Source organism: Sphingomonas sp. (assembly GCF_965200135.1).
In the GTDB taxonomy this organism is placed as follows: Bacteria; Pseudomonadota; Alphaproteobacteria; order Sphingomonadales; family Sphingomonadaceae; genus Sphingomonas.
The window spans coordinates 123,611-148,012 of sequence record NZ_CBDATK010000007.1; the positions used below are offsets into that span (position 1 = coordinate 123,611).

The 24,402-nt window shown below is 68.5% G+C and carries 25 protein-coding genes; 5 read left to right on the top strand and 20 right to left on the bottom strand.

The features are described from left to right. Window positions 1-92: 92 nt before the first annotated feature. The 14 genes from lpdA to ACOFKS_RS08785 all read right to left on the bottom strand — a co-directional run bounded on the left by lpdA (window position 93) and on the right by ACOFKS_RS08785 (window position 14,550). Window positions 93-1,502 (bottom strand): dihydrolipoyl dehydrogenase, encoded by a 1,410-nt coding sequence (lpdA, locus tag ACOFKS_RS08720; RefSeq protein ID WP_419808850.1) that lies wholly within the window; start codon window positions 1,500-1,502, stop codon window positions 93-95. After that, on the bottom strand, window positions 1,495-1,866 hold the full coding sequence (locus ACOFKS_RS08725) for a DUF5615 family PIN-like protein (RefSeq protein ID WP_419808851.1): 372 nt from the start codon (window positions 1,864-1,866) through the stop codon (window positions 1,495-1,497). The genes lpdA and ACOFKS_RS08725 overlap by 8 nt, the downstream gene beginning before the upstream one ends. After that, the gene (locus tag ACOFKS_RS08730) at window positions 1,863-2,105 is read right to left on the bottom strand and encodes a DUF433 domain-containing protein (RefSeq protein ID WP_419808852.1); all 243 of its coding nucleotides are present in this window, start codon (window positions 2,103-2,105) and stop codon (window positions 1,863-1,865) included. Before ACOFKS_RS08730 ends, ACOFKS_RS08725 begins: the two co-directional genes overlap by 4 nt. A gap of 8 nt (window positions 2,106-2,113) precedes the next feature. After that, window positions 2,114-3,361, bottom strand: coding sequence for a 2-oxoglutarate dehydrogenase complex dihydrolipoyllysine-residue succinyltransferase (gene odhB, locus ACOFKS_RS08735; protein WP_419808853.1), 1,248 nt, complete (start codon window positions 3,359-3,361; stop codon window positions 2,114-2,116). A 78-nt stretch (window positions 3,362-3,439) separates the two neighbouring features. Further along, complete coding sequence (locus ACOFKS_RS08740; RefSeq protein ID WP_419808854.1) at window positions 3,440-6,400, bottom strand: 2-oxoglutarate dehydrogenase E1 component; 2,961 nt, start codon at window positions 6,398-6,400, stop codon at window positions 3,440-3,442. Window positions 6,401-6,471: 71 nt separating this feature from the next. Further along, complete coding sequence (sucD, locus tag ACOFKS_RS08745) at window positions 6,472-7,356, bottom strand: succinate--CoA ligase subunit alpha (RefSeq protein ID WP_419808855.1); 885 nt, start codon at window positions 7,354-7,356, stop codon at window positions 6,472-6,474. Window positions 7,357-7,435: 79 nt separating this feature from the next. Then, complete coding sequence (locus ACOFKS_RS08750) at window positions 7,436-7,699, bottom strand: GIY-YIG nuclease family protein (RefSeq protein WP_419809279.1); 264 nt, start codon at window positions 7,697-7,699, stop codon at window positions 7,436-7,438. Between the two features lie 68 nt (window positions 7,700-7,767). Beyond that, window positions 7,768-8,730 carry a malate dehydrogenase gene (gene mdh / locus ACOFKS_RS08755; protein WP_419808856.1) on the bottom strand — a complete coding sequence of 321 codons (963 nt, stop codon included), beginning with the start codon at window positions 8,728-8,730 and terminating at the stop codon, window positions 7,768-7,770. Window positions 8,731-8,828: 98 nt separating this feature from the next. Beyond that, window positions 8,829-9,923: a cell division protein ZapE gene (zapE, locus tag ACOFKS_RS08760; RefSeq protein ID WP_419808857.1), complete on the bottom strand. Its 1,095-nt coding sequence runs from the start codon at window positions 9,921-9,923 to the stop codon at window positions 8,829-8,831. Between the two features lie 28 nt (window positions 9,924-9,951). Beyond that, a complete protein-coding gene (locus ACOFKS_RS08765; protein WP_419808858.1) occupies window positions 9,952-10,401 on the bottom strand; it encodes a PaaI family thioesterase in 450 nt (149 codons plus the stop codon). A 95-nt stretch (window positions 10,402-10,496) separates the two neighbouring features. Continuing rightward, window positions 10,497-11,279, bottom strand: coding sequence for a succinate dehydrogenase iron-sulfur subunit (locus ACOFKS_RS08770; protein ID WP_419808859.1), 783 nt, complete (start codon window positions 11,277-11,279; stop codon window positions 10,497-10,499). A gap of 71 nt (window positions 11,280-11,350) precedes the next feature. Beyond that, on the bottom strand, window positions 11,351-12,781 hold the full coding sequence (gene creD / locus ACOFKS_RS08775) for a cell envelope integrity protein CreD (protein WP_419808860.1): 1,431 nt from the start codon (window positions 12,779-12,781) through the stop codon (window positions 11,351-11,353). A gap of 126 nt (window positions 12,782-12,907) precedes the next feature. Next, complete coding sequence (locus ACOFKS_RS08780) at window positions 12,908-13,483, bottom strand: ATP-dependent Clp protease proteolytic subunit (protein ID WP_419808861.1); 576 nt, start codon at window positions 13,481-13,483, stop codon at window positions 12,908-12,910. 62 nt (window positions 13,484-13,545) lie between these two features. Further along, entirely contained in the window at window positions 13,546-14,550 is a 1,005-nt protein-coding gene (locus tag ACOFKS_RS08785) for a C13 family peptidase (RefSeq protein ID WP_419808862.1), read from the bottom strand. 94 nt (window positions 14,551-14,644) lie between these two features. Here ACOFKS_RS08785 and ACOFKS_RS08790 point away from each other — a divergent pair, with 94 nt between their 5' ends. Next, window positions 14,645-15,679 carry an SDR family oxidoreductase gene (locus tag ACOFKS_RS08790; RefSeq protein WP_419808863.1) on the top strand — a complete coding sequence of 345 codons (1,035 nt, stop codon included), beginning with the start codon at window positions 14,645-14,647 and terminating at the stop codon, window positions 15,677-15,679. Window positions 15,680-15,693: 14 nt separating this feature from the next. On the opposite strand, the gene ACOFKS_RS08795 is transcribed toward ACOFKS_RS08790, so the two are convergent. The 5 genes from ACOFKS_RS08795 to sdhC form a co-directional block, all read right to left on the bottom strand. Then, window positions 15,694-16,005: a type II toxin-antitoxin system RelE/ParE family toxin gene (locus ACOFKS_RS08795; protein WP_419808864.1), complete on the bottom strand. Its 312-nt coding sequence runs from the start codon at window positions 16,003-16,005 to the stop codon at window positions 15,694-15,696. After that, window positions 16,002-16,229 carry a ribbon-helix-helix domain-containing protein gene (locus ACOFKS_RS08800; protein ID WP_419808865.1) on the bottom strand — a complete coding sequence of 76 codons (228 nt, stop codon included), beginning with the start codon at window positions 16,227-16,229 and terminating at the stop codon, window positions 16,002-16,004. Before ACOFKS_RS08800 ends, ACOFKS_RS08795 begins: the two co-directional genes overlap by 4 nt. 74 nt (window positions 16,230-16,303) lie before the next feature. Continuing rightward, window positions 16,304-18,106 carry a succinate dehydrogenase flavoprotein subunit gene (gene sdhA / locus ACOFKS_RS08805; RefSeq protein WP_419808866.1) on the bottom strand — a complete coding sequence of 601 codons (1,803 nt, stop codon included), beginning with the start codon at window positions 18,104-18,106 and terminating at the stop codon, window positions 16,304-16,306. Next, window positions 18,106-18,492, bottom strand: coding sequence for a succinate dehydrogenase, hydrophobic membrane anchor protein (gene sdhD, locus ACOFKS_RS08810; protein WP_419808867.1), 387 nt, complete (start codon window positions 18,490-18,492; stop codon window positions 18,106-18,108). Before sdhD ends, sdhA begins: the two co-directional genes overlap by 1 nt. Beyond that, window positions 18,492-18,905 carry a succinate dehydrogenase, cytochrome b556 subunit gene (gene sdhC / locus ACOFKS_RS08815; RefSeq protein ID WP_419808868.1) on the bottom strand — a complete coding sequence of 138 codons (414 nt, stop codon included), beginning with the start codon at window positions 18,903-18,905 and terminating at the stop codon, window positions 18,492-18,494. The genes sdhD and sdhC overlap by 1 nt, the downstream gene beginning before the upstream one ends. Window positions 18,906-19,044: 139 nt before the next feature. On the opposite strand from sdhC, the gene ACOFKS_RS08820 reads away from it, so the two are divergent. From ACOFKS_RS08820 to ACOFKS_RS08835, 4 genes are read left to right on the top strand one after another with little or no spacing between them, the layout of a single operon-like run. Beyond that, window positions 19,045-20,397 carry a methyl-accepting chemotaxis protein gene (locus tag ACOFKS_RS08820; protein ID WP_419808869.1) on the top strand — a complete coding sequence of 451 codons (1,353 nt, stop codon included), beginning with the start codon at window positions 19,045-19,047 and terminating at the stop codon, window positions 20,395-20,397. 9 nt (window positions 20,398-20,406) lie between these two features. Further along, window positions 20,407-21,774 carry a methyl-accepting chemotaxis protein gene (locus ACOFKS_RS08825; RefSeq protein ID WP_419808870.1) on the top strand — a complete coding sequence of 456 codons (1,368 nt, stop codon included), beginning with the start codon at window positions 20,407-20,409 and terminating at the stop codon, window positions 21,772-21,774. A 40-nt stretch (window positions 21,775-21,814) separates the two neighbouring features. Beyond that, window positions 21,815-22,513, top strand: a complete 699-nt coding sequence (locus ACOFKS_RS08830; RefSeq protein WP_419808871.1) for an SDR family NAD(P)-dependent oxidoreductase — start codon at window positions 21,815-21,817, stop codon at window positions 22,511-22,513. Then, a complete protein-coding gene (locus tag ACOFKS_RS08835) occupies window positions 22,503-23,435 on the top strand; it encodes a 50S ribosomal protein L11 methyltransferase (RefSeq protein WP_419808872.1) in 933 nt (310 codons plus the stop codon). The genes ACOFKS_RS08830 and ACOFKS_RS08835 overlap by 11 nt, the downstream gene beginning before the upstream one ends. Before the next feature lie 76 nt (window positions 23,436-23,511). On the opposite strand, the gene phhA is transcribed toward ACOFKS_RS08835, so the two are convergent. Then, on the bottom strand, window positions 23,512-24,378 hold the full coding sequence (gene phhA, locus ACOFKS_RS08840; protein ID WP_419808873.1) for a phenylalanine 4-monooxygenase: 867 nt from the start codon (window positions 24,376-24,378) through the stop codon (window positions 23,512-23,514). Window positions 24,379-24,402 lie beyond the last annotated feature (24 nt).

A 24,402-nucleotide genomic window follows, 5' to 3' on the forward strand; every position in this document is an offset into this window, starting at 1 on the left:
GCCGGTCTCGCCCGCCTGCCCCCGCGCGAGCGAGGGCGAGACCGGATACGTGGAACCGGGCCTGCCCTGCCTGCTCGCGCGCGGGTTGCGGTTCAGACGTGGATCGCCTTGCCGCGCACCGCCATCGCCGCTTCCTTGATCGCCTCCGAATGTGTCGGATGCGCGTGGCAGGTATAGGCGATGTCCTCGCTGGTGGCGCCGAACTCCATCGCCTGCGCGGCCTGCGCGATCATCGTGCCGGCGACGCTGGCGATCGCCCAGACGCCGAGCACGCGGTCGGTCTTCGCGTCGGCGATGATCTTTACGAAGCCGTCCGGCTCGTGGTTGGTCTTGGCGCGGCTGTTGCCCGCCATCGGGAACTTGCCGACCTTGATCTCGCCCCCGGTCTTGGCGAGCTGCTCCCGCGCGACTTCTTCGGAGAGGCCGACGCCGGCGATCTCGGGCAGCGTGTAGACGACGGACGGGATGATGTCGTGATTGACGATGCCGTGCTGGCCGGCGATGTTCTCGGCGACCGCGATGCCCTCGTCCTCCGCCTTGTGCGCGAGCATCAGGCCGGGCACGACGTCGCCGATCGCCCAAACGCCGTCGACGCCGGTGCGGAAGTCGTGATCGACCTCGATCTGCCCGCGCGCGTTGGGCGCCAGGCCGATCGCGTCGAGACCCAGCCCGTCCGTGTTGGCGCGGCGCCCGATCGAGACCAGCACGACGTCGGCCTGGATGCTCTCGCCCTCCCCGCCCTTCGCCGGTTCGACTTGGACGCTGGCCTTGTCGCCCTGGACGGTGACGCCGACGACCTTGTTGCCGAGGCGGTATTCGAAGCCCTGCTTCTTGAAGATGCGGTTGGCTTCCTTGCGGACGTCGCCGTCGAAGCCGGGCAGGATCTGATCGAGATATTCGACCACGGTCACGCGCGCGCCGAGCCGGCGCCAGACGCTACCCAGCTCCAGCCCGATGACGCCGCCGCCGATCACCACCATGTGCTCGGGCACCTTCGCCAGCTCCAGCGCGCCGGTCGAGTCGACGACGACCTTCTGGTCGACCTCGACGCCCGGCAGCGGCGTGACGGAAGAACCGGTGGCGATCACGATGTTCTTCGCGGTGACGGTCTGGCCGTCGACGGTGACGCTGTGCGCGTCGGTGAAGGTGGCGCGACCCTTCAGCCAGGTCACCTTGTTCTTCTTGAACAGGAACTCGATGCCGCCGGTCAGCTGCTTGACCGCATCGCGCCGCTGGCCGTGCATCGTGTCGAGATCGAGTTCGGGCGTCACCTTGATCCCCATCTTCGCCATCGCGCCGTTGGCAGCGGCGTCGAAGAACTCGGACGCGTGCAGCATCGCCTTGGACGGGATGCAGCCGACGTTGAGGCAGGTGCCGCCCAGCGTCTCGCGACTGTCCGCGCACGCGGTCTTGAGCCCCAGCTGCGCGGCACGGATCGCCGCCACGTAACCGCCCGGACCGGCGCCGATGACGAGAACGTCGTAGTCGTAAGTATCAGGCATCGTTGGCCTTCTTTCCTGGAAGGGATCGGTGTCGCACGCTTGTTCGCTGAATAACGACCATATGGCCAACCACGTTCGTGTTTGCGAGGACCAGGATCAATCGGTCAGCCATCGTCGGTAGGTCGGCCGGACCGCAGCGAATATAGATCACGCCTGGCGGCGCCTCGCTCGCGTCACGATAGATCAGGTCCGAAAAGTCGCGGTCTTCCGTGATAAGCACGCGGTTCTCTCGCACGGCGAGATCGAGCAGTGCGACATCAGTCCAGTCGGCGTGGCCATCGATCGCGCTGAGCACGTCGTGGTTCTGCCGCAGCAATGCACTGGCAACACTCGCGCCGACATGGACATCGAGCAGAAACCTCAAGCAGTTTGCGCCTGCCCGATCGCGACATAATCCTCGTCTCGCATCAGATCGGCAGCGAATGAGGCGGCTGCCGGCAGGAACTCGGGACGGATGCCCGGATACTCGCCCACCATCCGCTCATGCGTCCAACCGGCCGCCATCAAATCCAACACGAACGCTACCTTGAAGCGGCTACCACGGAAAATCGGCTTGCCTCCGCCGATATCCGGGTTCGAATATATATGGTCCCGCCAGTCCATCGTCGTCCTCACAAGTCGATCAGCAACCGTGTCGGGTCCTCGATAGCATTCTTCAGCGCGACCAGCCACGTCACCGCCTCGCGGCCGTCGATCAGGCGGTGGTCATAGCTGAGCGCCAGGTACATCATCGGACGGACGACGACCTGGCCGTCGCGGACCACCGGACGGTCCTCGATGCGATGGAGGCCCAGCACCGCCGACTGCGGCGGGTTGATGATCGGGGTCGACATCAGCGAGCCGAACACGCCGCCGTTGGAGATGGTGAACGTGCCGCCCCGCATCTCGTCCATCTTCAGCGTACCGTCCTTGGCGCGCTTGCCGTAATCGCCGATCGCGCGTTCGACGCCGGCGACCGACAGCCGGTCGGCGTCGCGGATGACGGGGACGACGAGGCCGCCGGGCGAGGACACCGCGACCGAGATGTCGGCATAATCGTGATAGACGATGTCGTCGCCGTCGATCGACGCGTTGACGGATGGCACGTCCTTCAGCGCCATGCAGGCCGCCTTCACGAAGAAGCCCATGAAGCCCAGGCGGACGCCATGCTTCTTCTCGAACAGATCCTTGTACTTCGTCCGCGCCTCGATGACGGCGGTCATGTCGACGTCGTTGAACGTCGTCAGCATCGCGGCGGTGTTCTGCGCCTCCTTGAGGCGGCGCGCGATCGTCTGGCGAAGCCGCGTCATGCGGACGCGCTCTTCCTTGCGGCCGGCCGACGCGGCGACGGAGGCGGTCTGCGGGGCCGGTGCCGCAGGCGCGGGAGCCGCTGGCTGAAGGGCGGGCTTCTGCGACGCGGCGATGACGTCGTCCTTGGTCAGGCGGCCGTCCTTGCCCGTGCCGGTGACGGTGCCGGGATCGACGCCGGTCTCCAGCACCGCGCGGCGGACGGAGGGCGACAGCGCGGCGGCTCCCGTCGCGGCGACGCCTTCACCGGCGGGAGCGGAAGCCTCGGCGGGGCCGCGCGTCACGGCCGGCTGCGGTGCTTCGGCCTGGGCGGGCGCACCGCCACCGACACTGGCACCCGCCTCGACCGTCGCGATCATCGCGCCGACCGCGACGGTATCGCCGACCTGAACGGCATGCTGCCCCATCGTGCCCGCGACGGGCGACGGCACCTCGACCGAGACCTTGTCGGTCTCAAGGCTGGCGATCGGCTCGTCGACCGCGACCTTGTCGCCGGGCTGCTTCAGCCACTCGCCGAGCGTCGCTTCGGTGATCGATTCGCCCAGCACGGGGACCAGAACTTCGGTTGCCATCTTACCTTCACCTCGATGCGCTCCCGCTGCGGCGGGAGGCCAGACCGGGTTCCCGCCCTCGCGGGAACCCATTAGTTTCTACGCGCCCGCCTTGCCCGCCTTGCGGTCGGTCTCGCGGTTGCGGCGAACTTCGCCGCGGACGGAATGGCCCAGCGCGTCGGCGACCAGCGCGCCCTGTTCGAGCTGGTGGCGCTTCATCAGCCCCGTCGCCGGCGACGCCGATGCCGCGCGACCCGCATAGCGCGCGCGCTGGATCGAACAGCCCGCCTCGGCGAGCGACTCCTCGATGAAGGGTTCGACGAAGGACCAGTAGCCGTTGTTCTTCGGCTCCTCCTGACACCAGACGACCTCTTCCAGCGCCGACATGCGCGCGACCCGCACCGCCAGCGGCTCGCCGGGGAAGGGATAGAGCTGTTCCAGCCGAACGATCTGCGTGGTCGTGTCGCCCGCCGCGTCACGCGCCTCGATCAGGTCGTAGGCGACCTTGCCGGTGCACAGGACCAGCCGCTTCGTGTCGGCATCGCCGGCGCCGTTCGGGTCGGACAGGATGCGCTGGAAGTGGCTGTCGGGGCCGAAGTCCGCCGCCTTCGACACCGCCAGCTTGTGGCGGAGCAGCGACTTCGGCGTGAACACCACCAGCGGCTTGCGGAACGGACGGTGCATCTGCCGGCGCAGCAGGTGGAAGTAGTTGGCCGGCGAGGTGCAGTTCGCGACCTGCATGTTGTCGCCCGCGCACAGCTGCAGGAAGCGCTCGGGGCGCGCCGACGAATGCTCAGGCCCCTGCCCTTCATAGCCGTGCGGCAACAGCATCACGAGGCCGTTGGCGCGCAGCCACTTCGCCTCGCCCGATGCGATGAACTGATCGATCATGATCTGCGCGCCGTTGGCGAAGTCGCCGAACTGCGCTTCCCACATCACCAGCGTCTTCGGGTCGGCGAGCGCGTAGCCATATTCGAAGCCGAGCACGCCATATTCCGACAGCGTGCTGTCGAGCACTTCGAAGCGGCCATGCGGCACAGTGCAGAGCGGCACGTATTTGTGCTCGTCGGTCTGATCGACCCAGACGGCATGACGCTGCGAAAAGGTGCCGCGACCGGAATCCTGCCCCGACAGCCGCACGCCATAGCCCTCCGACAGCAGCGAGCCGAACGCCAGCGCCTCGCCGGTCGCCCAGTCGAAGTTCTCGCCGCTGTCGAACATCGCCCGCTTGGCGTCGAGGACGCGGCCAAGCGTCTTGTGGATCGTCAGGTCGTCGGGCGGCGAGGTCAGCGTGCGACCGAGCGAGGCCAGCAGCTTGGGCTCGATCCCGGTGTCGACGCTGCGCCGTGCGCTCTCCGCATCGGCGGGCGAGTGGAGGCCCGACCAGCGGCCGGCGAACCAGTCCGCCTTGTTGGGCTTGTACGACTGGCCGGCCTCGAACTCGCCTTCGAGCAGCGTCGTGTACTGCTTGATATTCTCGTCCAGCCACGAGCGGTCGATGACACCCTGCTCGACCAACCGCTTCGCATAGACCTCGCTGACCGGCGCGTGGTCGCGGATCGCCTTGTACATCAGCGGCTGCGTAAAGCCCGGCTCGTCGCCCTCGTTGTGACCGAAACGGCGGTAGCACCACATGTCGATGACGATGTCGCGGTGGAACTTCTGCCGGAACTCGACCGCCATCTTCGTCGCGAACGTCACCGCCTCCGGATCGTCGCCGTTGACGTGGAAGATCGGGGCCTGCACCCCCTTCGCGACGTCCGACGGATAGGGAGACGAGCGCGCGAACTGCGGGCTGGTGGTGAAGCCGATCTGGTTGTTGATGATGAAGTGGACGCAGCCACCGGTGTTGTAGCCACGGATGCCGGAGAAGCCGAGGCACTCCCACACGATGCCCTGCCCCGCGAACGCCGCGTCGCCGTGGATCAGCACCGGCAGCGAGGCGGTGTGGTCCTTCAGGTCGTTGGCGAGCGTCTGCACCGCACGGATCTTGCCCAGCACCACCGGGTCCGCCGCCTCCAGGTGAGAGGGGTTGGCGACGAGGCTCAGATGGACCTTGATGCCGTCGAACTCGCGGTCGGTGGACGTGCCGAGATGGTACTTCACGTCGCCCGACCCGCCGATGTCGTCGGGGTTGGCGGAGCCGCCCGCGAACTCGTGGAAGATCACGCGCGTCGGCTTCGCCAGCACGTTGGCGAGGACGTTGAGACGGCCGCGATGCGCCATCCCGAACACCATCTCGCGCACGCCCATCTGGCCGCCGTATTTGATGACGGATTCGAGCGCGGGAATCATGCTCTCGCCACCGTCGAGCCCGAAGCGCTTGGTCCCGACATACTTCTTACCGAGGAACTTCTCCCACTGCTCGGCCTCGACGACCTTGTTCAGGATCGCCTTCTTGCCCTGCGGCGTGAAGTCGATCGCCTTGTCCTTGCCCTCCATCCGTTCCTGGAGAAACCGGCGCTCCTCGACATCGGCGATGTGCATGTATTCGAGGCCGACATTGCCGCAGTAATTGGCGCGCAGCGTGTCGACGACTTCGCGAACGGTCGCCCATTCCATCCCCAGCGTGCCGCCGAGATAGACCGGCCGGTCGATATCGGCGTCGGTGAAGCCGTAATAATCGGTGGTAAGATCGGCAGGCAGCTCGCGCGTGCCGGCAAGGCCGAGCGGATCGAGATTGGCGGCCAGGTGCCCGCGCACGCGATAGGTGCGGATCAGCAGCTGGACGCGGATCGCGTCGGACGCCGCCTTGATGACCGCGTCCTGCGACGGCGCGGGCGCGGCGACCGGCGCGGGCTTCGCACCCCGCGCGGGCTTGGGCGCGGGCTCCATCTGGGTCGGATCGAGCGCGGCGGTCAGGTCGTCGGTGGTCGCGGGCGGCCAGGCGGCGTTGCCCCAGCTCGGCCCGGCCTCGCTGCCGTCCAGCCCCTCGAACAACCCGCGCCACGCCGGCTCGACCGCGTCCGGCGCGGTCTTGTAGCGGGCATAGAGCTGCTCGACGAACGCCGGGCTGATGCCGGCGGCGATGTCGCTGAAGTCGTTGTTCTCGTAGCCCATCGGCACGGTCCTAATCTCGCTCCCGCGGAGCCGGGAGCCAAGTCTGGGTCCCCGCCTTCGCGGGGACGCATTCAGCCTCGAAGCACGCTGACCAGCGTCGAGCCCAGCTCGGACGGCGAGGCCGCGACCTTGATCCCGGCCGCTTCCATCGCCGCGATCTTGTCCTCGGCCCCACCCTGACCGCCCGAGACGATCGCGCCGGCATGGCCCATGCGACGACCCGGCGGCGCGGTGCGGCCCGCGATGAAGCCAGCCATCGGCTTCTTGCGCCCGCGCTTCGCCTCGTCCTTCAGGAACTGCGCCGCTTCCTCCTCGGCCGAACCGCCGATCTCGCCGATCATGATGATCGACTGCGTCGCGTCGTCGGCGAGGAACAGCTCCAGCACGTCGATGAAGTTCGTGCCGTTGACCGGATCGCCGCCGATGCCGACCGCGGTAGTCTGGCCCAGCCCGGCGTTGGTGGTCTGGAACACCGCCTCGTAGGTGAGCGTGCCCGAGCGGCTGACGACGCCGACCGACCCTTGCGAGAAGATGCTGCCGGGCATGATGCCGATCTTGCACTGACCGGGCGTCAGCACGCCGGGGCAGTTCGGCCCGATCAGCCGCGACTTCGAGCCGCTGAGCGCGCGCTTGACCTTGACCATGTCGAGCACCGGAATGCCCTCCGTGATCGTGACGATCAGCGGCACCTCGGCGTCGATCGCCTCCAGGATCGAGTCGGCGGCGAAGGGGGGCGGCACGTAGATGACGCTGGCGGTGGCGCCGGTCTTCGCCTTGGCTTCGGCGACGGTGTTGTACACCGGCAGACCGAGATGCTCGGTGCCGCCCTTGCCGGGCGTGACGCCGCCGACCATCTGCGTGCCGTAATCGAGCGCCGCCTTGGTATGGAAGCTGCCGGTCTCGCCGGTCATGCCCTGGGTGATGACCTTGGTATTCCGGTCGACGAGGATGCTCATTTGGGTATTGGCCCTTCTTGTTTCCCCGCAAAGGCGGGGACCCAGTCTGGGCTCCTGCCTTCGCAGGAGCACATGGTGGTCAGAACAACGACGGGTACAGATCGTGCCAGTCGGGGTTCATCTGCTCGATTGTCGTCAGCTTCCACTGACGTTTCCACTTCTTCATCTGCAACTCGCGGGCGCGGGCGCCTTCGATCTCGTCATGCCCCTGATACCACACGAGCAGCCTGCAACCGTGCTTCTTCGTCAAGCCATCCATCAGGCCGTTGCGGTGCTGATAGGCCCGCGCGGCCAGATCGCTCGTCGATCCGAGGTACAGCGTTCCATTCCTGCCGCTCGCCATAATGTAGCCGTATCCAGGCTTCTCCACCGCCCCCTCAGTCTGGACCCCTGCCTGCGCAGGAGAACCTTTCAATCCAGCGAACCGTCGATGCCCCGGCACGCCACCAGCAATTCCCGCACCGAGTCGACCGAGACCTGAAGGTTGCCCTTCGCCTCGTCGGACAGCTTGACCTCGATCACCTTCTCGACGCCACCGGCGCCGATCACCACCGGGACGCCGACATACAGGTCGTCGATGCCGTACTGGCCGGTCAGGTGCGCCGCGGCGGGAAGGACCCGCTTCTGGTCGTAGAGATAGGCCTCCGCCATCGCGATGCCGCTGGTCGCGGGCGCGTAATAGGCGCTGCCGGTCTTGAGCAGCGCGACGATCTCGCCGCCGCCGCCGCGCGTGCGCTTGACGATCTCGTCGACCTTTTCGCGGGTCGAGAAGCCCATCTCGATCAGGTCGCTGACCGGAATGCCGCTGACGGTCGAATATTCCAGCACCGGCACCATCGTGTCGCCGTGGCCGCCCAGGACGAAGGTGTTGACGTCCTTGACCGAGACCTTGAACTCGTCGGCCAGGAAGTGGCTGAACCGCGCGCTGTCGAGGACGCCGGCCATGCCGACCACCTTTTCGTGCGGCAGGCCGGAAAACTCGCGCAGCGCCCACACCATCGCGTCGAGCGGGTTGGTGATGCAGATCACGAAGGCGTCCGGCGCGTTCGCCTTGATCCCCTCGCCGACCGCCTTCATCACCTTGAGGTTGATGCCGAGCAGGTCGTCGCGGCTCATCCCCGGCTTGCGCGCGACACCGGCGGTGACGATGATGACGTCCGCGCCCCGAATGTCGGCATAGTCGTTGGTGCCGGTGATCGTCGCGTCGAAGCCCTCGACCGGGCCGCACTGGCTGAGGTCGAGCGCCTTTCCCTGCGGCACGCCCTCGACCACGTCGAACAGGACGACGTCGCCCAGCCCCTTCAACGCCGCGAGATGGGCGAGCGTGCCGCCGATGTTGCCGGCGCCGATCAGCGCAATCTTCTTGCGGGCCACGTAATTCCCCTGTGCGTGCCAAAGAACCGGGAGGCGCATAGGCGGTTGCGGATAGATCGGCAACCGTTAAGCACAAGTATTGAGACTGGTTCGCAATATCAGTTAGGCCGACCGTGCCCCTCTGCAAGATACGCTTCCGACCGCATCTCCTCCAGCCGGCTGACCGTCCGCTGGAACTCGAACCGGCCATCGCCGGTCGGGTAAAGGGCGTCGGGTTGCGCGTCGGCGGCGGCGAGCAGCTTCACCTTGTGCTCGTAGAGCGCGTCGATCAGCTGGACGAACCGCGCGGCCTCGTTGCGGTTCTCCGGTCCGAGCACGGGCACGCCGACGAGGATGACGGTGTGATAGCGGCGCGCGACCGCGAGGTAATCGGCGGCGCCGCGCGCTTCGCCGCACAGCCGCTTGAACGAAAACACCGCGACACCCCTCAGCGTCTTGGGAACGTGGAGCGTGCGGCCCTGGACGGCGAGGTCGTCGGCGGGGATCGGCTCGGTGACCTCGTGGTCGGTGAGGCGGAAGAAGGCGGCGGAAAGCTGGCGCGTCGCCTCCGCGCCGTTGGGCACCAGCCAGGTGTCCTGGCTGCCGAGCCGGTCGCGACGGTAATCCACCGCCCCGTTGAGCGCGAGTACGTCGAGGCGCTGCGCGATCAGGGCGATGAAGGGCAGGAAATGCTCGCGGTTGAGGCCGTCGCGGTAGAGATCGGCGGGCGCGCGGTTGGAGGTGGTGACGATCGTCACCCCGGCCGCGATCAGCGCGGTGAACAGCCGCGACAGGATCATCGCGTCGGGGCTGTTGGTGACCATCATCTCGTCGAAGGCGAGCAGGCGCGTCTCCTCGGCCAGCGCCGCGGCGACGGGGGCGATCGGGTCGCCCACTTCCTTGCGCCGCTCGATGGCGATGCGGCCGTGGACCTCCAGCATGAACTCCGCGAAGTGGACGCGGCGCTTTCGCGCGACGCCGACATGCGCGAAGAACAGGTCCATCAGCATCGACTTGCCGCGCCCGACGTCGCCCCAGAGATAGACGCCGCGCGGGGGCACGGGGCGGCGGCGGAAGAAGCCGGTCGTCTTCGGGTGCTCCAGCTCGGCCGCGAGCGCGTCGAGGCGGGTGGCGGCCGCCACCTGTTCCGGGTCGGGCCGGAGTTCGCCGGCGGCGACGAGTGCTTGGTAGGCGGGGAGGACGGCGGAGGTCATGTCCATCTCCCTACAGGGAGAGGGAGGTCTAGCCCATCTTCCGCAGCGTGGCGGTGAAGCTGGCGATCGTGGGCGTCTCCTCCTGCACCACCAAGCCGCGCAGAAAGAGCATCCGACCCGTCTCGCGCAGCAGCTCGATGCGGGCCTCCAACGCCAGGTCCAGCCGCCCCGCGCCGATGAACTGCGCCGACAGGTCCAGCGTCACCGCCCCGCCGGCGCTGAGCACGCCGAAGCCGCGCGAGGCCGCGAACAGCGCCACGTCCATGAAGCCGAGCAGCGCGCCGCCATGCACCGCGTCGCGCATGTTGGAATGTTCGCGCCGGGGCAGCATGCGGACGCGCGCCATGTCGCCATCCATGCGGACGTAGAGCGGCTCGATGAAGGCGTTGAAGCGCGTCGGGTCGCGGAACTGCCAGCGCTTCCAGCCGGGTTCCTCGGGCGCGTCGTCGAAGGTGAAGGGGGACACCTGTTCGTCCATTCTCTCGTCACCCCTGGCTTGACCCGGGGTCCCGCTGCCTTGCCCCGGTCGAAGAAGAAGCGGGATCCCGGCTCAAGGCCGGGATGACCAAAGCGTCAGATGACCCGTTCGGCTTCCATCTTCTTGATCTCGGCGATCGCCTTGGCGGGGTTGAGGCCCTTGGGACAGACGTTCGCACAGTTCATGATCGTGTGGCAGCGATACAGGCGGAACGGGTCCTCCAGCTGATCGAGCCGCTCGCCGGTCATCTCGTCGCGGCTGTCGGCGAGCCAGCGGTACGCCTGCAACAGGATCGCCGGCCCCAGGAACTTGTCGCTGTTCCACCAATAGCTCGGGCACGAAGTCGAGCAGCAGGCGCACAGGATGCACTCGTACAGCCCGTCCAGCTTGGCGCGATCCTCGGGTGCCTGCAGTCGCTCCTTGCCGGCGGGCGCGGGGCTGACAGTCTGCAGCCAGGGCTTGATGGACGAATATTGCGCGTAGAAGTGCGTGAAGTCGGGGACGAGGTCCTTGATGACGTTCATCGCGGGGAGCGGCGTGATCTTCACCTCGCCCTTCACGTCCTCGATCGCGGTGGTGCAGGCGAGCCCGTTGCGACCGTCGATGTTCATCGAGCACGAGCCGCAGATACCCTCGCGGCACGAGCGGCGGAACGTCAGCGAGGAGTCCTGCTCCGCCTTGAGCTTGATGAGCGCGTCGAGCACCATCGGGCCGGTGGTGTCGAGGTCGAGCTCGAACGTGTCGTAGCGCGGGTTCGCGCCGCTGTCGGGATCGTAGCGGTAGATCTTGAACTTCTTGACCCGTTTGGCGCCGGTCGGGGCGGGATGCGCCTTGCCCTTCTTGACGACGCTGTTCTTGGGCAGGCGGAAATCGGCCATGGATACCTCGTGAGCTTGAGAGCGCGATAGCGAACCGCGCCCCCTCACTCAACATATTAGGCCGCAACGACTTACGCAGCGCGGACGCCGCTCCAATCGAGCCGTCTGGTAACGTACATCACCCCGGCCAGCGCGATGAAGAGCAGCACGGAGCCGATCAGCAGCGAATAGGCTTCCAGGCTGAGCAGCACGTACAGCACCGCGTAGAGCCCCGACAGCAACGCCGCGATGATGCCGCCCCGTTGCCAGCTACGCAGCACGGCGGCGGAATAGGCGGCGAGCAACCCGATGATCGCGCCGGCCGCGACCAGATAGGCGGCGGCGAAGCCGATCACCTCCGAGAATGCCAGCAGCATGACGAAGAACAGCACCAGTCCGATACCGACGAGGAAGTATTCGGGCATCGCGACGCGAACCCCGGCGATGACGTCGAACATCAGGAACGCGGCAAAGGTGAAGCCGATGAACAGGAAGCCGTATTTCACCGAGCGATTGACCTGGCTGTACAGGTCGACCGGCGAGACGAGGTCGACGCGCGCCTCGTAGTCGCCGGCGGGAACGGCGGCATCCGGCGTGCGCGACACCGGATCGACGCTGCCGCCCGCGACCTCGCCGGTCGAGACCAGCGCGCGACCGAGCGCCAGATTGCCGACGCGCCACGTCGCGTCGAAGCCGGGCTTGGCGTCGGTGCTGCCGCGGATCTGACGCGCGACGGGCAGGAAGCCCCCCGAGAAGCCGGGGCTGAGCCAGGGCGACGTCACCTGCCACCGCGTGTCGCCGGCCTGCGGCAGCAACGCCAGCGACCCGTTGCCGCGGAAGGCGAAGCGGAAGCTGACGGGGATCGTGCCCGTCGCCAGCGCGGAGGCATCGACGGGCGAGACGAAGCCCGCCCCGCCGGTTTCCGCCGGCCCCCTGCCCGGCCGCAGCGCGGCGGCGCGGCCGGCGACGGTGACGGCGGGCGGCGACCCGACGAGGCCGCGCGGATCGGCCAGCCCGAAGCGGAGTTCGGCGCGGGCGAGCTGAAGCTGCCCCGCCTCGACGCCGGACCGCGCCATATCCGTGGGCAGGCTGAAGCTGACGTTCCCGCTCGCGGTCGCGGTGTAGATGACCGCCTCGTAGATCGACTTGCGGCGGCGCTCCGGGTCGACGCTGGTCGTCAGGTCGGCCTTGTCGGGCGCGAGCGTCAACTCACGCTCGACGGTGACGACGCGGGTGGTGGCGCGGCCGTTCTCGGTCACGGTCTCGGTCGACTGCGCCTGATAGGGGATGACGAGCACCGGTCCCGCCAGCCGCTGCGGCGCGCCCCAGCCCGCCACGATCGAGGTGCGCGCGGTATCGGCCTGGCTCTGCCGATCCCAGACGAGCAGATAAACGGCGAACAGCGGCACCGACAGCATCACCGCCAGCAACAGCGCGATAAGCAGCTTGACGCCGGGAGAACGGCGCTCGGCGGCTGGGGGAGGCGGTAGCGCCGTGGCGGGCAGGTCGTCGGTGGCGGTCATGCTGGTCCTCGCTGTTGTGACGAGGCTGGCATGCGGCGGGGCGCGGCGTCCGGCAAACATGGATCACGAGGAGCGGGGATGCAGGCTCCGTGCAGACGTCCACGGGGCTTCCCGGCACCCTGCCGATCAGATCACGTCCAGCACCAGCCCCAGATCGCGCGCCTCCTCGGCCTCGATATACCAGGCGGAGGATGCCTTCTGCTTCAGCTGGTCGAACGTCACCTGCGACCCCGCCACCAGCGCGCGAAAGCCCTCGTCCTGGATGCGGATCGAATCCTCGATCTCGGCGAGCTTCGCCTCCAGCGAATAGCGCAGCGTGTTGAGCGGGCCGTTGAGCTGCAGGGTCGAACTCATCTGCCGCTCGTGCAGCATCAGGCGCGACCCGCGCGTCAGCCAGCGCTTGTCGGCGGGGAAACCCGACATGAAGGTCGCGCCCGCCGAATAGACCGCGACCTTGCCGAGGAACAACGTCTCGCGCCCGTTATACTCGCGGATCAGACGGATATCGTCCGCCATCGCGCGTGCCAGCTCCGGGTCGCCGCCCAGCGTGGTGATCGACACCACCAGCGGCCCGCCGCCATTGGCGTAGCCGAGCTGCTGCTTAAAATTGAGGTACATCTGCTCGTTCACCGGACCGGCAAGCTGGACCTGCGGCGCGGCGAGGAGAGGGTAGCGCGATGCGTTGCTGTCGGTGCCGGTCATCGCGCCCGGTAACCGCCCCGCGCGCAGATCGTTCCGCGAGGCAAGCCGGCGCTCCGGTCCGCTCAGCGCCCGCGCATATGCTCCGCCGCCGCGCCGAGCGACAGCGTCGCCGGCCGACCCACCGCCGGCGTGGCGGGCGGCAGGTGCGCCTCCAGCGCGGCGAGCCAGCGCTTGGCGCCCTCGCCGATCGACAGCTGCGGCTGCGACGGGGTCAGCTTCCCCTGCCCTTCCCAACCGCCGATCAGGCCCTGCGCCTCGGCGGCGGCGGCGGCGAAGGGCTGCGGCTTGCGAAGCGCGTGGTTGATCGCCGCGTCGCCGAAGAAGGTCCAGTCCATGTCCGCCTGGCACCCGAACGAGGTCCGGTCCGCCGATGCGGCGGTCATGATTGCGGTGGTGTCGGACGCCAGCAGCGGCACGAAGACGCCGGAGAAGCAGGCCGAGATGAGCAGCAGCCGGTTGCTGATCCCCAGCGTCGACAGCGTCGTCCACAGCCGCGTCGGCGAGATCGCGCCGAACCCCTGATCGCCGTCGTTGTAGACGATCCCGAACGGCGCGCCGTGGCTGGTGGTGTAGAGGATCAGGACGTCTTCGTTGCGGTCCATCAGCTCGGCGACGCGCGCGAGGGTGGCGGTGATCGCGGCGGGCGATCCCATCGGCAAGGTCGACGGGCCGCTGCCGTCGCTGCCGGCGAGGACGATGGTGCGCCCGGCGGCGCCATAGCGGCGGGCGAGCACCTTCCCCGCCTCGCGCGCCTCGCGACCGAACACCGGATCGCTGTCGAGCGCCACCGCGACGACATAGGCGTCGACGGTGCCGCGCCGCTGTGGTTGCAGCGCAGCCAGTGCGGCATCGAGCCGGCGGTGCTCGGCCAGCGCCTGTGCCGGTGGGCGATCGCGCTCGATCGCCACACCCTGATCGGCGAGCATGGCGAGTTCTTCGGGCGTCGCGCGGTCGACCAGCGGCGTGGCGTAGAGGTGCTGCGGCGGCTGATAGCCGGGCACTTGCGCCGACGCCGCGAGCGGCAGCAGCGCGGTGGCGACCAGAGCGGAGCGGAGCAGGCGGTACATCGCCACCTGTGTTTCGCGCTGCGCAAGTCGCTGTCAAGCGGCGGAACTTCATGGCCGTGCGACCGGTTGCCGCGGTTCATCGGAGTCCACGCGCATGTCCCCCAGGCTGAAGCCGCTCGCCGAGCAGGTCATCGTCATCACCGGCGCGAGTTCCGGCATCGGCCTGGTCACCGCGCGCACCGCGGCCAGGGCAGGAGCGGCGGTATTCCTGATCGCACGATCGGGCGAGGCGCTAGGCGAGATCGCGCGCGAGATCAACAATGCGGGCGGCCGCGCCGACTTCGTGGCGGCGGACGTCGGCGACGCCGCGGCGATCGACGCGGCGGCGGCGCAGGCCGTCGCGCGGTTCGGGCGGATCGACAGCTGGGTCAACGACGCCGGTGCCGCGATCTACGGCAAGGTGCTCGACATCCCGCTCGACGAGCAGGCGCAGCTGTTCCGCACCAATTATTTCGGGGTCGTCCACGGCTGTCGCGCCGCCGTCCCACACCTGAAGATGGCGGGTGGCGGCGCGATCGTGACCGTGGGCAGCCTCGCGTCCGACATGCCCGCGCCGCCGCTCGGCATCTATTCGGCGACCAAGCACGCGGCCAAGGCGTTCGTCGAGGTGATGCGGATGGAGCTGGCCGCCGACGGCGCGCCGATCTCGGTGACGCTGGTCAAGCCGTCCGGCATCGACACCCCCGTCGGCCAGCACGCGAGCAACCATGGTAAGCCCGGCGGCGGCGAGGCGGGCGAGGCGCAGATCCCGCCGCCGATCTATGACCCGCAACTGGTCGCCGACGCGATCCTCGACGCCTGCGTCCACCCGCGGCGCGAGGTGACGGTCGGCGGCGTCGGGCGGATGCAGGTGCTGTTCTCGCAGCATTTTCCCGGCCTCTACGAAAAGCTGGCGCCGCTGCTCGCCAAGGCGAGCTACTCGCCCTCGACGCCGCAGCCGGGGCCGAGCAACCTGTTCGACGGTGGCCCGGCCGGCGACGAACGCTCGGGCGAGCATCCGGGCCGGATGCGGCACAGCCTCTACACCAGCGCGATGCTGCACCCGAAGACGGCGGCGGTGGTAGGGTTGGGCATCGTCGCCGGTGTGCTGGGCCTAGTATTCGCGAGAGGGCGGGGACGGGAGGATTAGTCTGCCTGCCGTCACTACTCCGCGTCTTCGTCGAACACCCGACCGAGGTCGCGTCCGCCATGCGCTAACCTGACGACCTCGATCGCGTCGGGCAGGATACGGTAGGCGATCGTCGTGCGACGACGATAGGCGATGGTGCGGATGCCGGGAGCGAGTTCATCACGTGGCGCGCCCCGCTCCGGCAGACCGGCAGGCTTTGCCGCATAGGCTTCGATCGCGGCGGTATATTCGTAGGCGGTCTCGGACCCGGCGTGCCGGGCAATCCAATCATAGAGTTCCAGCAGGTCATCTCGTGCCGGAACCCGCCAGATGATCCGAAGGGTCACGCGCCGCCGTGACGGGCCCGCAACGCCGCGAATACCTGATCCTGCGAGAGGGACGGACGAGGGTCGGCGAGCGACGCGGCCACCCGATCGCGTAGCCCTGCGTCGACCGCGCGTTCCTCGCGGTCGAGCGCACGCAGCCCCGCGCGAACGACCTCGCTCAGCGACGCATAATAACCGGAGGCGACCCGTCGTTGCGCCTCCTCGCCCAACCGACCCAGGGTCACCGTTACGGGTTTTGCCGCTCGTGTTGCCATTCAGACATTATGACAATGTCATATCGGCAACTCAAGTCCGCCGATCAATACACCCGCTTCTTCGGCTTGATGTAGTCGATGTCATCCGTCAGCGTGTAGTCGTGGACCGGGCGGTAATCGATCGCGACCGATCCGCCCTCACCGCCCCAGCCGTCGAAGGTGGTGATGGTGTGCTTCATCCATTCGGCGTCGTTGCGGTCGGGGAAGTCCTCGTTGACGTGGGCGCCGCGCGATTCCTTGCGGTTGGCCGCCGACTCCATCGTCACCACCGCCTGCGCGAGCAGGTTGTCGAGTTCCAGCGTCTCGACCAGATCGGTGTTCCAGATCAGCGAGCGGTCGACGATGCCGACGTCCTTCAGGCGCGCATAGACCTCGCGCATCTTGGTCTGCCCTTCGCCGAGCAGCGCGTTGTCGCGGAACACGGCGCAGTGCTTCTGCATCGTGCGCTGCATCTCGTTGCGGATCTCGGCCGTGGGCGAACCGCCGGCGGCGTGGCGGAAGCGGTCGAGGCGACCCAGCGCCAGCTCTTCGGAGCCGGACGGCAGCGGCGCGTGCGTCTGGCCGGGCTTCTGCACCTCGGCGATGCGCTTGCCGGTGGCGCGGCCGAACACGACGAGGTCGATCAAGCTGTTCGACCCGAGCCGGTTGGCGCCGTGGACCGACACGCACGCCGCCTCGCCGACCGCGAACAGGCCGGGGACGACGGTGTCGGGATTGCCGTCCTGCAACCGGACGACCTCGCCGTGATAGTTGGTCGGGATGCCGCCCATGTTGTAATGGACGGTCGGGGTAACCGGCAGCGGCTGACGCGTCAGGTCGACGCCGGCGAAGATCTTGCCCGTCTCGGTGATGCCCGGCAGCCGCTCGTGCAGCACCTTGGGATCGATATGGTCGAGGTGGAGCCAGATATGGTCCTTGTGCGGGCCGACGCCGCGCCCCTCGCGCATCTCCATCGCCATCGACCGCGACACCACGTCGCGCGACGCCAGGTCCTTCGCCGACGGGGCATAGCGCTCCATGAACCGCTCGCCCTCGCTGTTGGTCAGGTAGCCGCCCTCGCCGCGTGCGCCCTCGGTGATGAGCACGCCCGCGCCGTAGATGCCGGTCGGGTGGAACTGCACGAACTCCATGTCCTGCAACGGCAGGCCGGCGCGCAGCACCATCGCGTTGCCGTCGCCGGTGCAGGTGTGCGCCGAGGTCGCGGAGAAATAGCAGCGGCCGTAGCCGCCGGTCGCCAGCACCACCTGATGCGCGCGGAAGCGATGAATCGAGCCGTCGTCCATGCACAGCGCGATGACGCCGCGGCAGACGCCGTCCTCCATGATGAGGTCGAGCGCGAAATATTCGACGTAGAAGTCGGCGTCGTATTTCAGCGATTGCTGATACAGTGCGTGCAGCATCGCGTGACCGGTGCGGTCGGCGGCGGCGGCGGTGCGCTGGACGGGGGGGCCCTCGCCCATGTTCTGCATGTGGCCGCCGAACGGGCGCTGATAGATGGTGCCGTCGTCGTTGCGGCTGAACGGCACGCCGGCATGCTCCAGCTCGATCACGGCGGCGGGTGCCTCGCGCACCATATATTCGATCGCGTCTTGGTCGCCGAGCCAGTCGGAGCCCTTGACCGTGTCGTACATGTGCCACGACCAGTGGTCGGGCGAGTTGTTGCCCAGCGACGCAGCGATGCCGCCCTGTGCGGCGACGGTGTGGCTGCGGGTCGGGAACACCTTGGTGATGCAGGCGGTCTTCAGCCCGGTCTCGGCGATCCCCATCGTCGCGCGCAGGCCGGAGCCGCCGGCACCGACGACCACCGCGTCATAGGTGTGGTCGACGATCTTGTACGCAGACGGCATCAGCGCGGCGCTCCGGTAAAGGCGAGCTTGAGCAGAGCGAACAGCGCCACCGCCGCGAGCACCGCGGTATAGAGGTTGAGCAGCACGATCAGCACCACGCGCGTCTCGTCATGCTGATAGTCCTCGATCACCACCCGCAGCCCGAGCCGCATGTGGTAGAGGAGGTTGACGACCAGCAGCGCCGCCGGAACCGCGACCCACGCCTGCGACAGCCACATATGCACCGTTCCGAAGTCGAAACCGGGCAGCCGTGCGAGCGAGAGCAGCAGCCAGCCGATCAGCGCGACGTTGAAGCCCGCCGTCAGCCGCTGGTGCCACCAGTGATGCGTGCCTTCCTTGGCGGCGCCGAGACCACGGACCCGGCCGATGCTGGTGCCCGTGCCCATCACTTCATCCCCAGGATATAGGCCCACAACGCAGCGGTGAGCAGCGCCGACGCGACGAAGGTCCCCATCGCGCCCAGCTTGTTGCGCTTCAGTTCATAGCCGGCGCCGGTATCGAGCACGAGGTGGCGGATGCCCGACATCAAGTGCTGGAGCACCGCCCAGCTCAGCCCCACCGCCAACACCCAGCCGACGATGTTGAGCCGCCCGTCGTGATAGGTGAACCAGTCGACGAAGGCCTCGTAGCTCTCCGGTCCCGATGCCGTGGCCGCCAGCCACCAGACGAACAGCGGCAGACCGACCAGCGCGATGCCGACGCCCAGCGCGCGGTGGACGATCGAGACCAGCATGTGCGGGCCCCAGCGCCAGATCTGCAGATGCGGCGAGAGCGGCCGGGTGGAGGTGTGCGAAGCCAAGGCGGGCGGTTCCTATGACGGGTCGGGTACGGCTCAGCGCCTATGCCGCTGCCGCCGCCGATGCAAGCCGAGCGCCGGGTTCTAACCCCCTCTTAACCAAGCGGGTCTATCGCCGGCGTCAGAGTTTGGAGAACCCGCCTTGCCGTCGATCCTTCCCCCGCCCGAGAGCATCAGCAAGACGATTGATCTGGCCGAGCGGCTGCGCGTGTTCGACATCGGCCCCGACGAGGTGGCGCTGGCGGAGCAGTTGTGGGCGGTGCTGGAGCCGGACGCCCGCTCGATCGCGATCGAGCATTGGGAACGGCGGCGGCGCGTCTATGGCGCGCAGCAGAACTGGGCGCCGCACGATCAGGAGCACATGTACGATCTGGCCGTCGCCTATCTCCGCAATCGGTTCACCCGCCTGACCGAAAAGAAGTGGGTCGAGTCGGCGGAGCGGACGGTGGCCTCCGCCTATGCGATCGACGTCGGATTGACCCCGATCCTGGCGATGATCGACGCCGGCGGACGGACGACCTTCGAAATCGTCGAGCGGTGCGTGGCCGATGAAGCGCTGCGCGCGCGCTATCGCGATCTGCTGCTCAGGATGCGATCGCTGGAAGGCGACATCTTCTGCTCGCTGTTCAACGGCTATTGCCGCTTCAGCGAGCGGGCGGAGCGCGACCGCCTGGCGATCGAGTTCCGCGAAAAGATCACCGCCACGGTGGTCGAGGCGAGCCACGAGGGTGGCGCGCTGCGCCTGCAGGCGTCGCAGAGTTCCACCTCCGCGCGCGGTGTTCTGGGCAAGGCGAGCGAGGTCGCGGCGGCGGCGGAGCAGTCGGCGGTGGCGATGCGCGAGGCGGCGCAGACCGCGGCGGGGCTGATCCGTGCGATCGAGGACGCCAGGACCGAGGTCGAGGCGGCGGCCGACATCGCCAACCGCGCCAGCGCGCAGGCGGGCCGCGCGGTGGGGATGAGCGAGGCGCTCTCCGATCACGCCAAGTCGATCGAGAGCATCCTGGGGCTGATCCGCGACATCGCCGGGCAGACCAACCTGCTGGCGCTCAACGCCACCATCGAGGCGGCGCGCGCCGGCGACGCCGGTCGCGGCTTCGCGGTGGTGGCGCAGGAGGTGAAGAGCCTCGCCAGCCAGACCGCGCGCGCCACCGACGACATCGCCGCCAAGATCGCCGCGATCCAGTCCGCGACCCGCTCGACCGTCGACACCAACGCGTCGATCAAATCGACCGTCGCCGAGGTCCAGGAGTCCGCCGAGCGCATCCGCTTCGCGATGGAAGCCCAGGCCCAGACCGTCACCGCCATCACCGCCGCCGTCGACGAAACCGCCCTCGCCGCGGATTCGATGTCGGGCACCATCGCCGCGATCCGCGAGGATACGGAGGCGGTGGCGCGCGAGATCGACGGCGTCGGGCGCGGCTTCGACCTGTTCGACGGACGCCTCGCCGAACTCAAGGCGAGTGCCGGCGACTTCGTGGCGCAGGTCGCGGCCTGAGATCGGGCGATGGCGGACGAGCAGGACGCGGTCGGCAAATGGAGCGGCGCCCGGCGCGCGGTCCGGGAGCATGTCGCCGACTATGATTGGGACGGAACGATCGCCGGCAACAGTGCCGAGATCGTCGAACTGCTCACCGACGACGACCTTCAGACGATTGCCCGCGCCTTTTGGAATCATTATATTTCGTTGCGGGCGGCGGCACATATCCGCGATTACTTCACGCCGGAGCGGCTCGATCGGCGGGTGACGGGCAGCGTGCTCTACGCGCGCACCAAATACGCCGCACCTTGCGGAGAGGCGTGGGCCGAGATGGCCGTGCGCCATGCGGTCGACTCGCGCGCGGCGAACGTGCCGCTACCCGCGATGCAATCGGCACTGGCCATTTCGCACAGCATCACGATCGCCCGCGTGGCCGCGCATTGCGGCGCCGATGCGGCTCGACTGCAGCGTCTGGCGGATACGGTGATGCGCCTGTCGCTGGTCGAATCCGACATCATGACCACGCACCTGGCGCAGGACGACGAGCGGCGCGCGCGGTTGGAGCGGCAGACCCGAGGCGATGCGTTCCGTGAAACCATCGCCCGGGCGATCGGCGGTGCGGCGCAGCTGGGCACACGCATCCGCGTGCAGGCCGGCGACGCCTCCACCTCCGCGCGCGGTGTTCTGGGCAAGGCGAGCGAGGTCGCGGCGGCGGCGGAGCAGTCGGCGGTGGCGATGCGCGAGGCGGCGCAGACCGCGGCGGGGCTGATCCGTGCGATCGAGGACGCCAGGACCGAGGTCGAGGCGGCGGCCGACATCGCCAACCGCGCCAGCGCGCAGGCGGGCCGTGCGGTGGGCATGAGCGAGGCGCTCTCCGACCACGCCAAGTCGATCGAGAGCATCCTGGGGCTGATCCGCGACATCGCCGGCCAGACCAATCTGCTCGCGCTCAACGCCACCATCGAGGCGGCGCGCGCCGGCGACGCCGGGCGCGGCTTCGCGGTGGTGGCGCAGGAGGTGAAGAGCCTCGCCAGCCAGACCGCGCGCGCCACCGACGACATCGCCGCCAAGATCGCCGCGATCCAGTCCGCGACCCGCTCGACCGTCGACACCAACGCGTCGATCAAATCGACCGTCGCCGAGGTCCAGGAATCAGCGGAGCGCATCCGCTTCGCCATGGAAGCCCAGGCCCAGACCGTCACCGCCATCACCGCCGCCGTCGACGAAACCGCCCTCGCCGCGGATTCATCGTCGGAAACGATCGCATCGATCCGCGCGGATACGGAGGGCGTAGCGCGCGAGATCGACCGGTTGGGCCGGGACTTCGGCGAGGTCGACGGTCGGCTCGGCGAACTGGAAGACGCAGCCGAAGCGTTCTTGGCGAAGGTCGCCTAACCCCCTCCCCCGCGCCGGCCCGGATGGCTATGGTGCCGCCATGACCACCATCCTCCTCACCGGCTCGTCGCGCGGCATCGGCGCGGCCTGTTCGCAGACCCTGACCACCGCCGGCGCGACCGTGATCGGCCATGCCACCCGCTCAGGGCTGGCTGCCGACCTCGATCGGCCCGGCGCGGCGGGCGACCTGTGGCAGCGCGCGCTCGCCGCGGCGGACGGCCGCATCGACGTGCTCGTCAACAATGCCGGGGTGTTCGAGGCGAACCCGCTCGACGGCGACGACGACGCCTGGCTCGCGGGATGGGAGCGGACGATGCGGGTCAACCTGACCGCGTCCGCCGAGCTTTGCCGGCTGGCGGTGCTCCACTGGCATGCGACGAACAGGCCCGGTCGCATCGTCAACGTCGCCAGCCGCGCGGCGTATCGCGGCGACTCGCCCCAGCACTGGCATTACGCGGCCTCGAAAGCGGGGATGGTCGCGATGACCAAGACGATTGCGCGGGGTTACGCGCGCGATGGTGTCCTCGCCTTTGCGGTGTGTCCCGGCTTCACGATGACCGGCATGGCGGAGGATTATCTAGCGAGCCGGGGTGGCGACAAGCTGCTTGCCGATATCCCGCTCGGGCGGGTCGCCGACCCCGCGGAGGTGGCGGACGTGGTCCGCTTCCTGGCGCTGGAGGCGCCGCCGTCGATGACCGGCGCGGTGCTCGACGTGAACGGGGCCTCCTATGTCAGGTAGCTGGAAGGTCACCCTGCCCTGCACCCGCGACGAGGCGGAGGCGATCGACGCGGGGGTGATCGACCTCGACGCCGTGCTGATGACGACCGAGGAGGTCGAGGACGATCGCGAGCGCTGGCGGCTCGACGCCTATTTCGAGCGCCAGCCGGATGCGGTCGCGATCGCCGGGCTGCGCGATCTCGCGCCGAGCGCGTGGGAGGCGACGCCGGTCATCGAACGACTAGGCGACGAGGATTGGGTGACGCTGAGCCAGGCGGGGCTGGAGCCGATCCGCGAGGGGCGCTTCGTGGTGCATACCGCCGGACACGAGGTCGCGGCACCGGCAGGGGGCCGCGCCTTCCTGATCGATGCCGGGCGCGCGTTCGGGACGGGGCATCACCAGACCACCGCCGGGTGCCTGGCGATGCTGGACGCGATGGCGGCGCGCGATGTCGGCAACGTCATCGATGTGGGTACGGGAACGGGGCTGCTCGCCTTTGCCGCGCGGCACCTGTGGCCGGCGAGCGCGGTGATGGCGACGGACATCGATCCGGTGGCGGTGGACGTCGCGCGCCGCAATGCCGAGGTGAACGGGGTCGAGCGGGTCGACTGGGCCGTCGCCGACGGGGCGCTGGACCCGGCGATCACCGGGCGGGCGCCCTATGACCTGATCGTCGCCAACGTCCTCGCCGGGCCGCTGGTGTCGATGGCCGCGGAGCTGGCGGCGATCGCGGCGCCCGGCGCGGCGATCGTGCTGGCGGGGTTGCTGGAGACGCAGCGCGGCGAGGTGCTCGCGGCCTACGAGGCGTGCGGGTGTCGGCTGGTCGCGGCCGACGTGCGCGGCGACTGGACGATCCTGCGGCTGGCCGCCGGGCCTGAGCGGTTCGTGCCGAGCACGCCGCCCGATCCGCGCGGGCGCGACGGGTGGGCGTTGGATTTATAGGATCGCGCGCCAACGCGGTACTCGCGGCCCGCCCCTCCGTCAGCCTGCGGCTGCCACCTCCCCGTGCCGGGAGGATTTAAGTGCGACGCTTCGCATACGCCTGCGTGCCGGCGGTGATGACGTGGTCCTCGGGCAGAACTTCGGCGACGGGGATGTCGGGGAGCTGCTTCAGCCGCTCGTAAAGCGGTGCGAAGTCGGTCTCGACCGTCACCCGCAGCAGCTCGTCGAAGTCGGGCACGACGAAGTAGTTCTGCTGAAAGTCGTCGATCCGATACTCGGTCCGCATCACGCGGGCGAGATCGAAGCCGATCCGATTGGGCGACGCATCGTCCAGCGCGAACCTGGTCTCGGCGAAGCTGGAGACGATGCCCGAGCCATAGATCCGCAGGTCGCCGTCCTCGCGGATCAAGCCGAACTCGACCGTGTACCAGTACAGCCGCCCGAGCCATTTGAGCGCGTCGTGCTGCATCGCGCGCTGGCCGCCCTTGCCATAGGCCTCCAGATAGTCGGCGAAGACCGGGTCGGCGAGCATCGGCACGTGGCCGAACACGTCGTGGAAGACGTCGGGTTCCTGCAGGTAATCGAGCTGGTCGGGGCGGCGGATAAAGCTGCCCGCGACGAAGCGGCGGTTCGCCATGTGGTCGAAGAACACCTCGTCGGGCACGAGGCCGGGGACGGCGACGACCTGCCAGCCGGTCAGCTTGCCCAGCCGCTCGGACAGCTCCTCGAAATCGGGAATGCCGCCTTCGGACAGTTTCAGCGCGTCGAGCCCGCGCAGATAGGCGGCCGACGCGCGGCCAGGCAGCAGCTTGCGCTGCCGCGCGAACAGCGTGTCCCAGGTGGCGTGTTCTTCAGGCGTATAGGCGTCCCAGCCCTGCGGGATCGTCCAGTCGGCGGCGGCGCCCGGCGGCGGGCGGTCCAGAACGTGCGTATCTTCTGCCATGCGCTTACCCTAGCACCCCGGATC

Bases quoted from the DNA above. Each gene is read 5' to 3' on its own strand.
- creD (WP_419808860.1), bottom strand. From the start codon at position 12,781: ATGACCGCCACCGACGACCTGCCCGCCACGGCGCTACCGCCTCCCCCA.
- ACOFKS_RS08750 (WP_419809279.1), bottom strand. From the start codon at position 7,699: ATGGCGAGCGGCAGGAATGGAACGCTGTACCTCGGATCGACGAGCGAT.
- ACOFKS_RS08835 (WP_419808872.1), top strand. From the start codon at position 22,503: ATGTCAGGTAGCTGGAAGGTCACCCTGCCCTGCACCCGCGACGAGGCG.
- ACOFKS_RS08765 (WP_419808858.1), bottom strand. From the start codon at position 10,401: ATGGACGAACAGGTGTCCCCCTTCACCTTCGACGACGCGCCCGAGGAA.
- phhA (WP_419808873.1), bottom strand. From the start codon at position 24,378: ATGGCAGAAGATACGCACGTTCTGGACCGCCCGCCGCCGGGCGCCGCC.
- ACOFKS_RS08730 (WP_419808852.1), bottom strand. From the start codon at position 2,105: ATGGACTGGCGGGACCATATATATTCGAACCCGGATATCGGCGGAGGC.
- zapE (WP_419808857.1), bottom strand. From the start codon at position 9,923: ATGACCTCCGCCGTCCTCCCCGCCTACCAAGCACTCGTCGCCGCCGGC.
- sdhA (WP_419808866.1), bottom strand. From the start codon at position 18,106: ATGCCGTCTGCGTACAAGATCGTCGACCACACCTATGACGCGGTGGTC.
- sdhD (WP_419808867.1), bottom strand. From the start codon at position 18,492: ATGGGCACGGGCACCAGCATCGGCCGGGTCCGTGGTCTCGGCGCCGCC.
- sucD (WP_419808855.1), bottom strand. From the start codon at position 7,356: ATGAGCATCCTCGTCGACCGGAATACCAAGGTCATCACCCAGGGCATG.
- ACOFKS_RS08780 (WP_419808861.1), bottom strand. From the start codon at position 13,483: ATGACCGGCACCGACAGCAACGCATCGCGCTACCCTCTCCTCGCCGCG.
- lpdA (WP_419808850.1), bottom strand. From the start codon at position 1,502: ATGCCTGATACTTACGACTACGACGTTCTCGTCATCGGCGCCGGTCCG.
- ACOFKS_RS08770 (WP_419808859.1), bottom strand. From the start codon at position 11,279: ATGGCCGATTTCCGCCTGCCCAAGAACAGCGTCGTCAAGAAGGGCAAG.
- ACOFKS_RS08790 (WP_419808863.1), top strand. From the start codon at position 14,645: ATGTCCCCCAGGCTGAAGCCGCTCGCCGAGCAGGTCATCGTCATCACC.
- ACOFKS_RS08825 (WP_419808870.1), top strand. From the start codon at position 20,407: ATGGCGGACGAGCAGGACGCGGTCGGCAAATGGAGCGGCGCCCGGCGC.
- ACOFKS_RS08785 (WP_419808862.1), bottom strand. From the start codon at position 14,550: ATGTACCGCCTGCTCCGCTCCGCTCTGGTCGCCACCGCGCTGCTGCCG.
- ACOFKS_RS08830 (WP_419808871.1), top strand. From the start codon at position 21,815: ATGACCACCATCCTCCTCACCGGCTCGTCGCGCGGCATCGGCGCGGCC.
- odhB (WP_419808853.1), bottom strand. From the start codon at position 3,361: ATGGCAACCGAAGTTCTGGTCCCCGTGCTGGGCGAATCGATCACCGAA.
- ACOFKS_RS08740 (WP_419808854.1), bottom strand. From the start codon at position 6,400: ATGGGCTACGAGAACAACGACTTCAGCGACATCGCCGCCGGCATCAGC.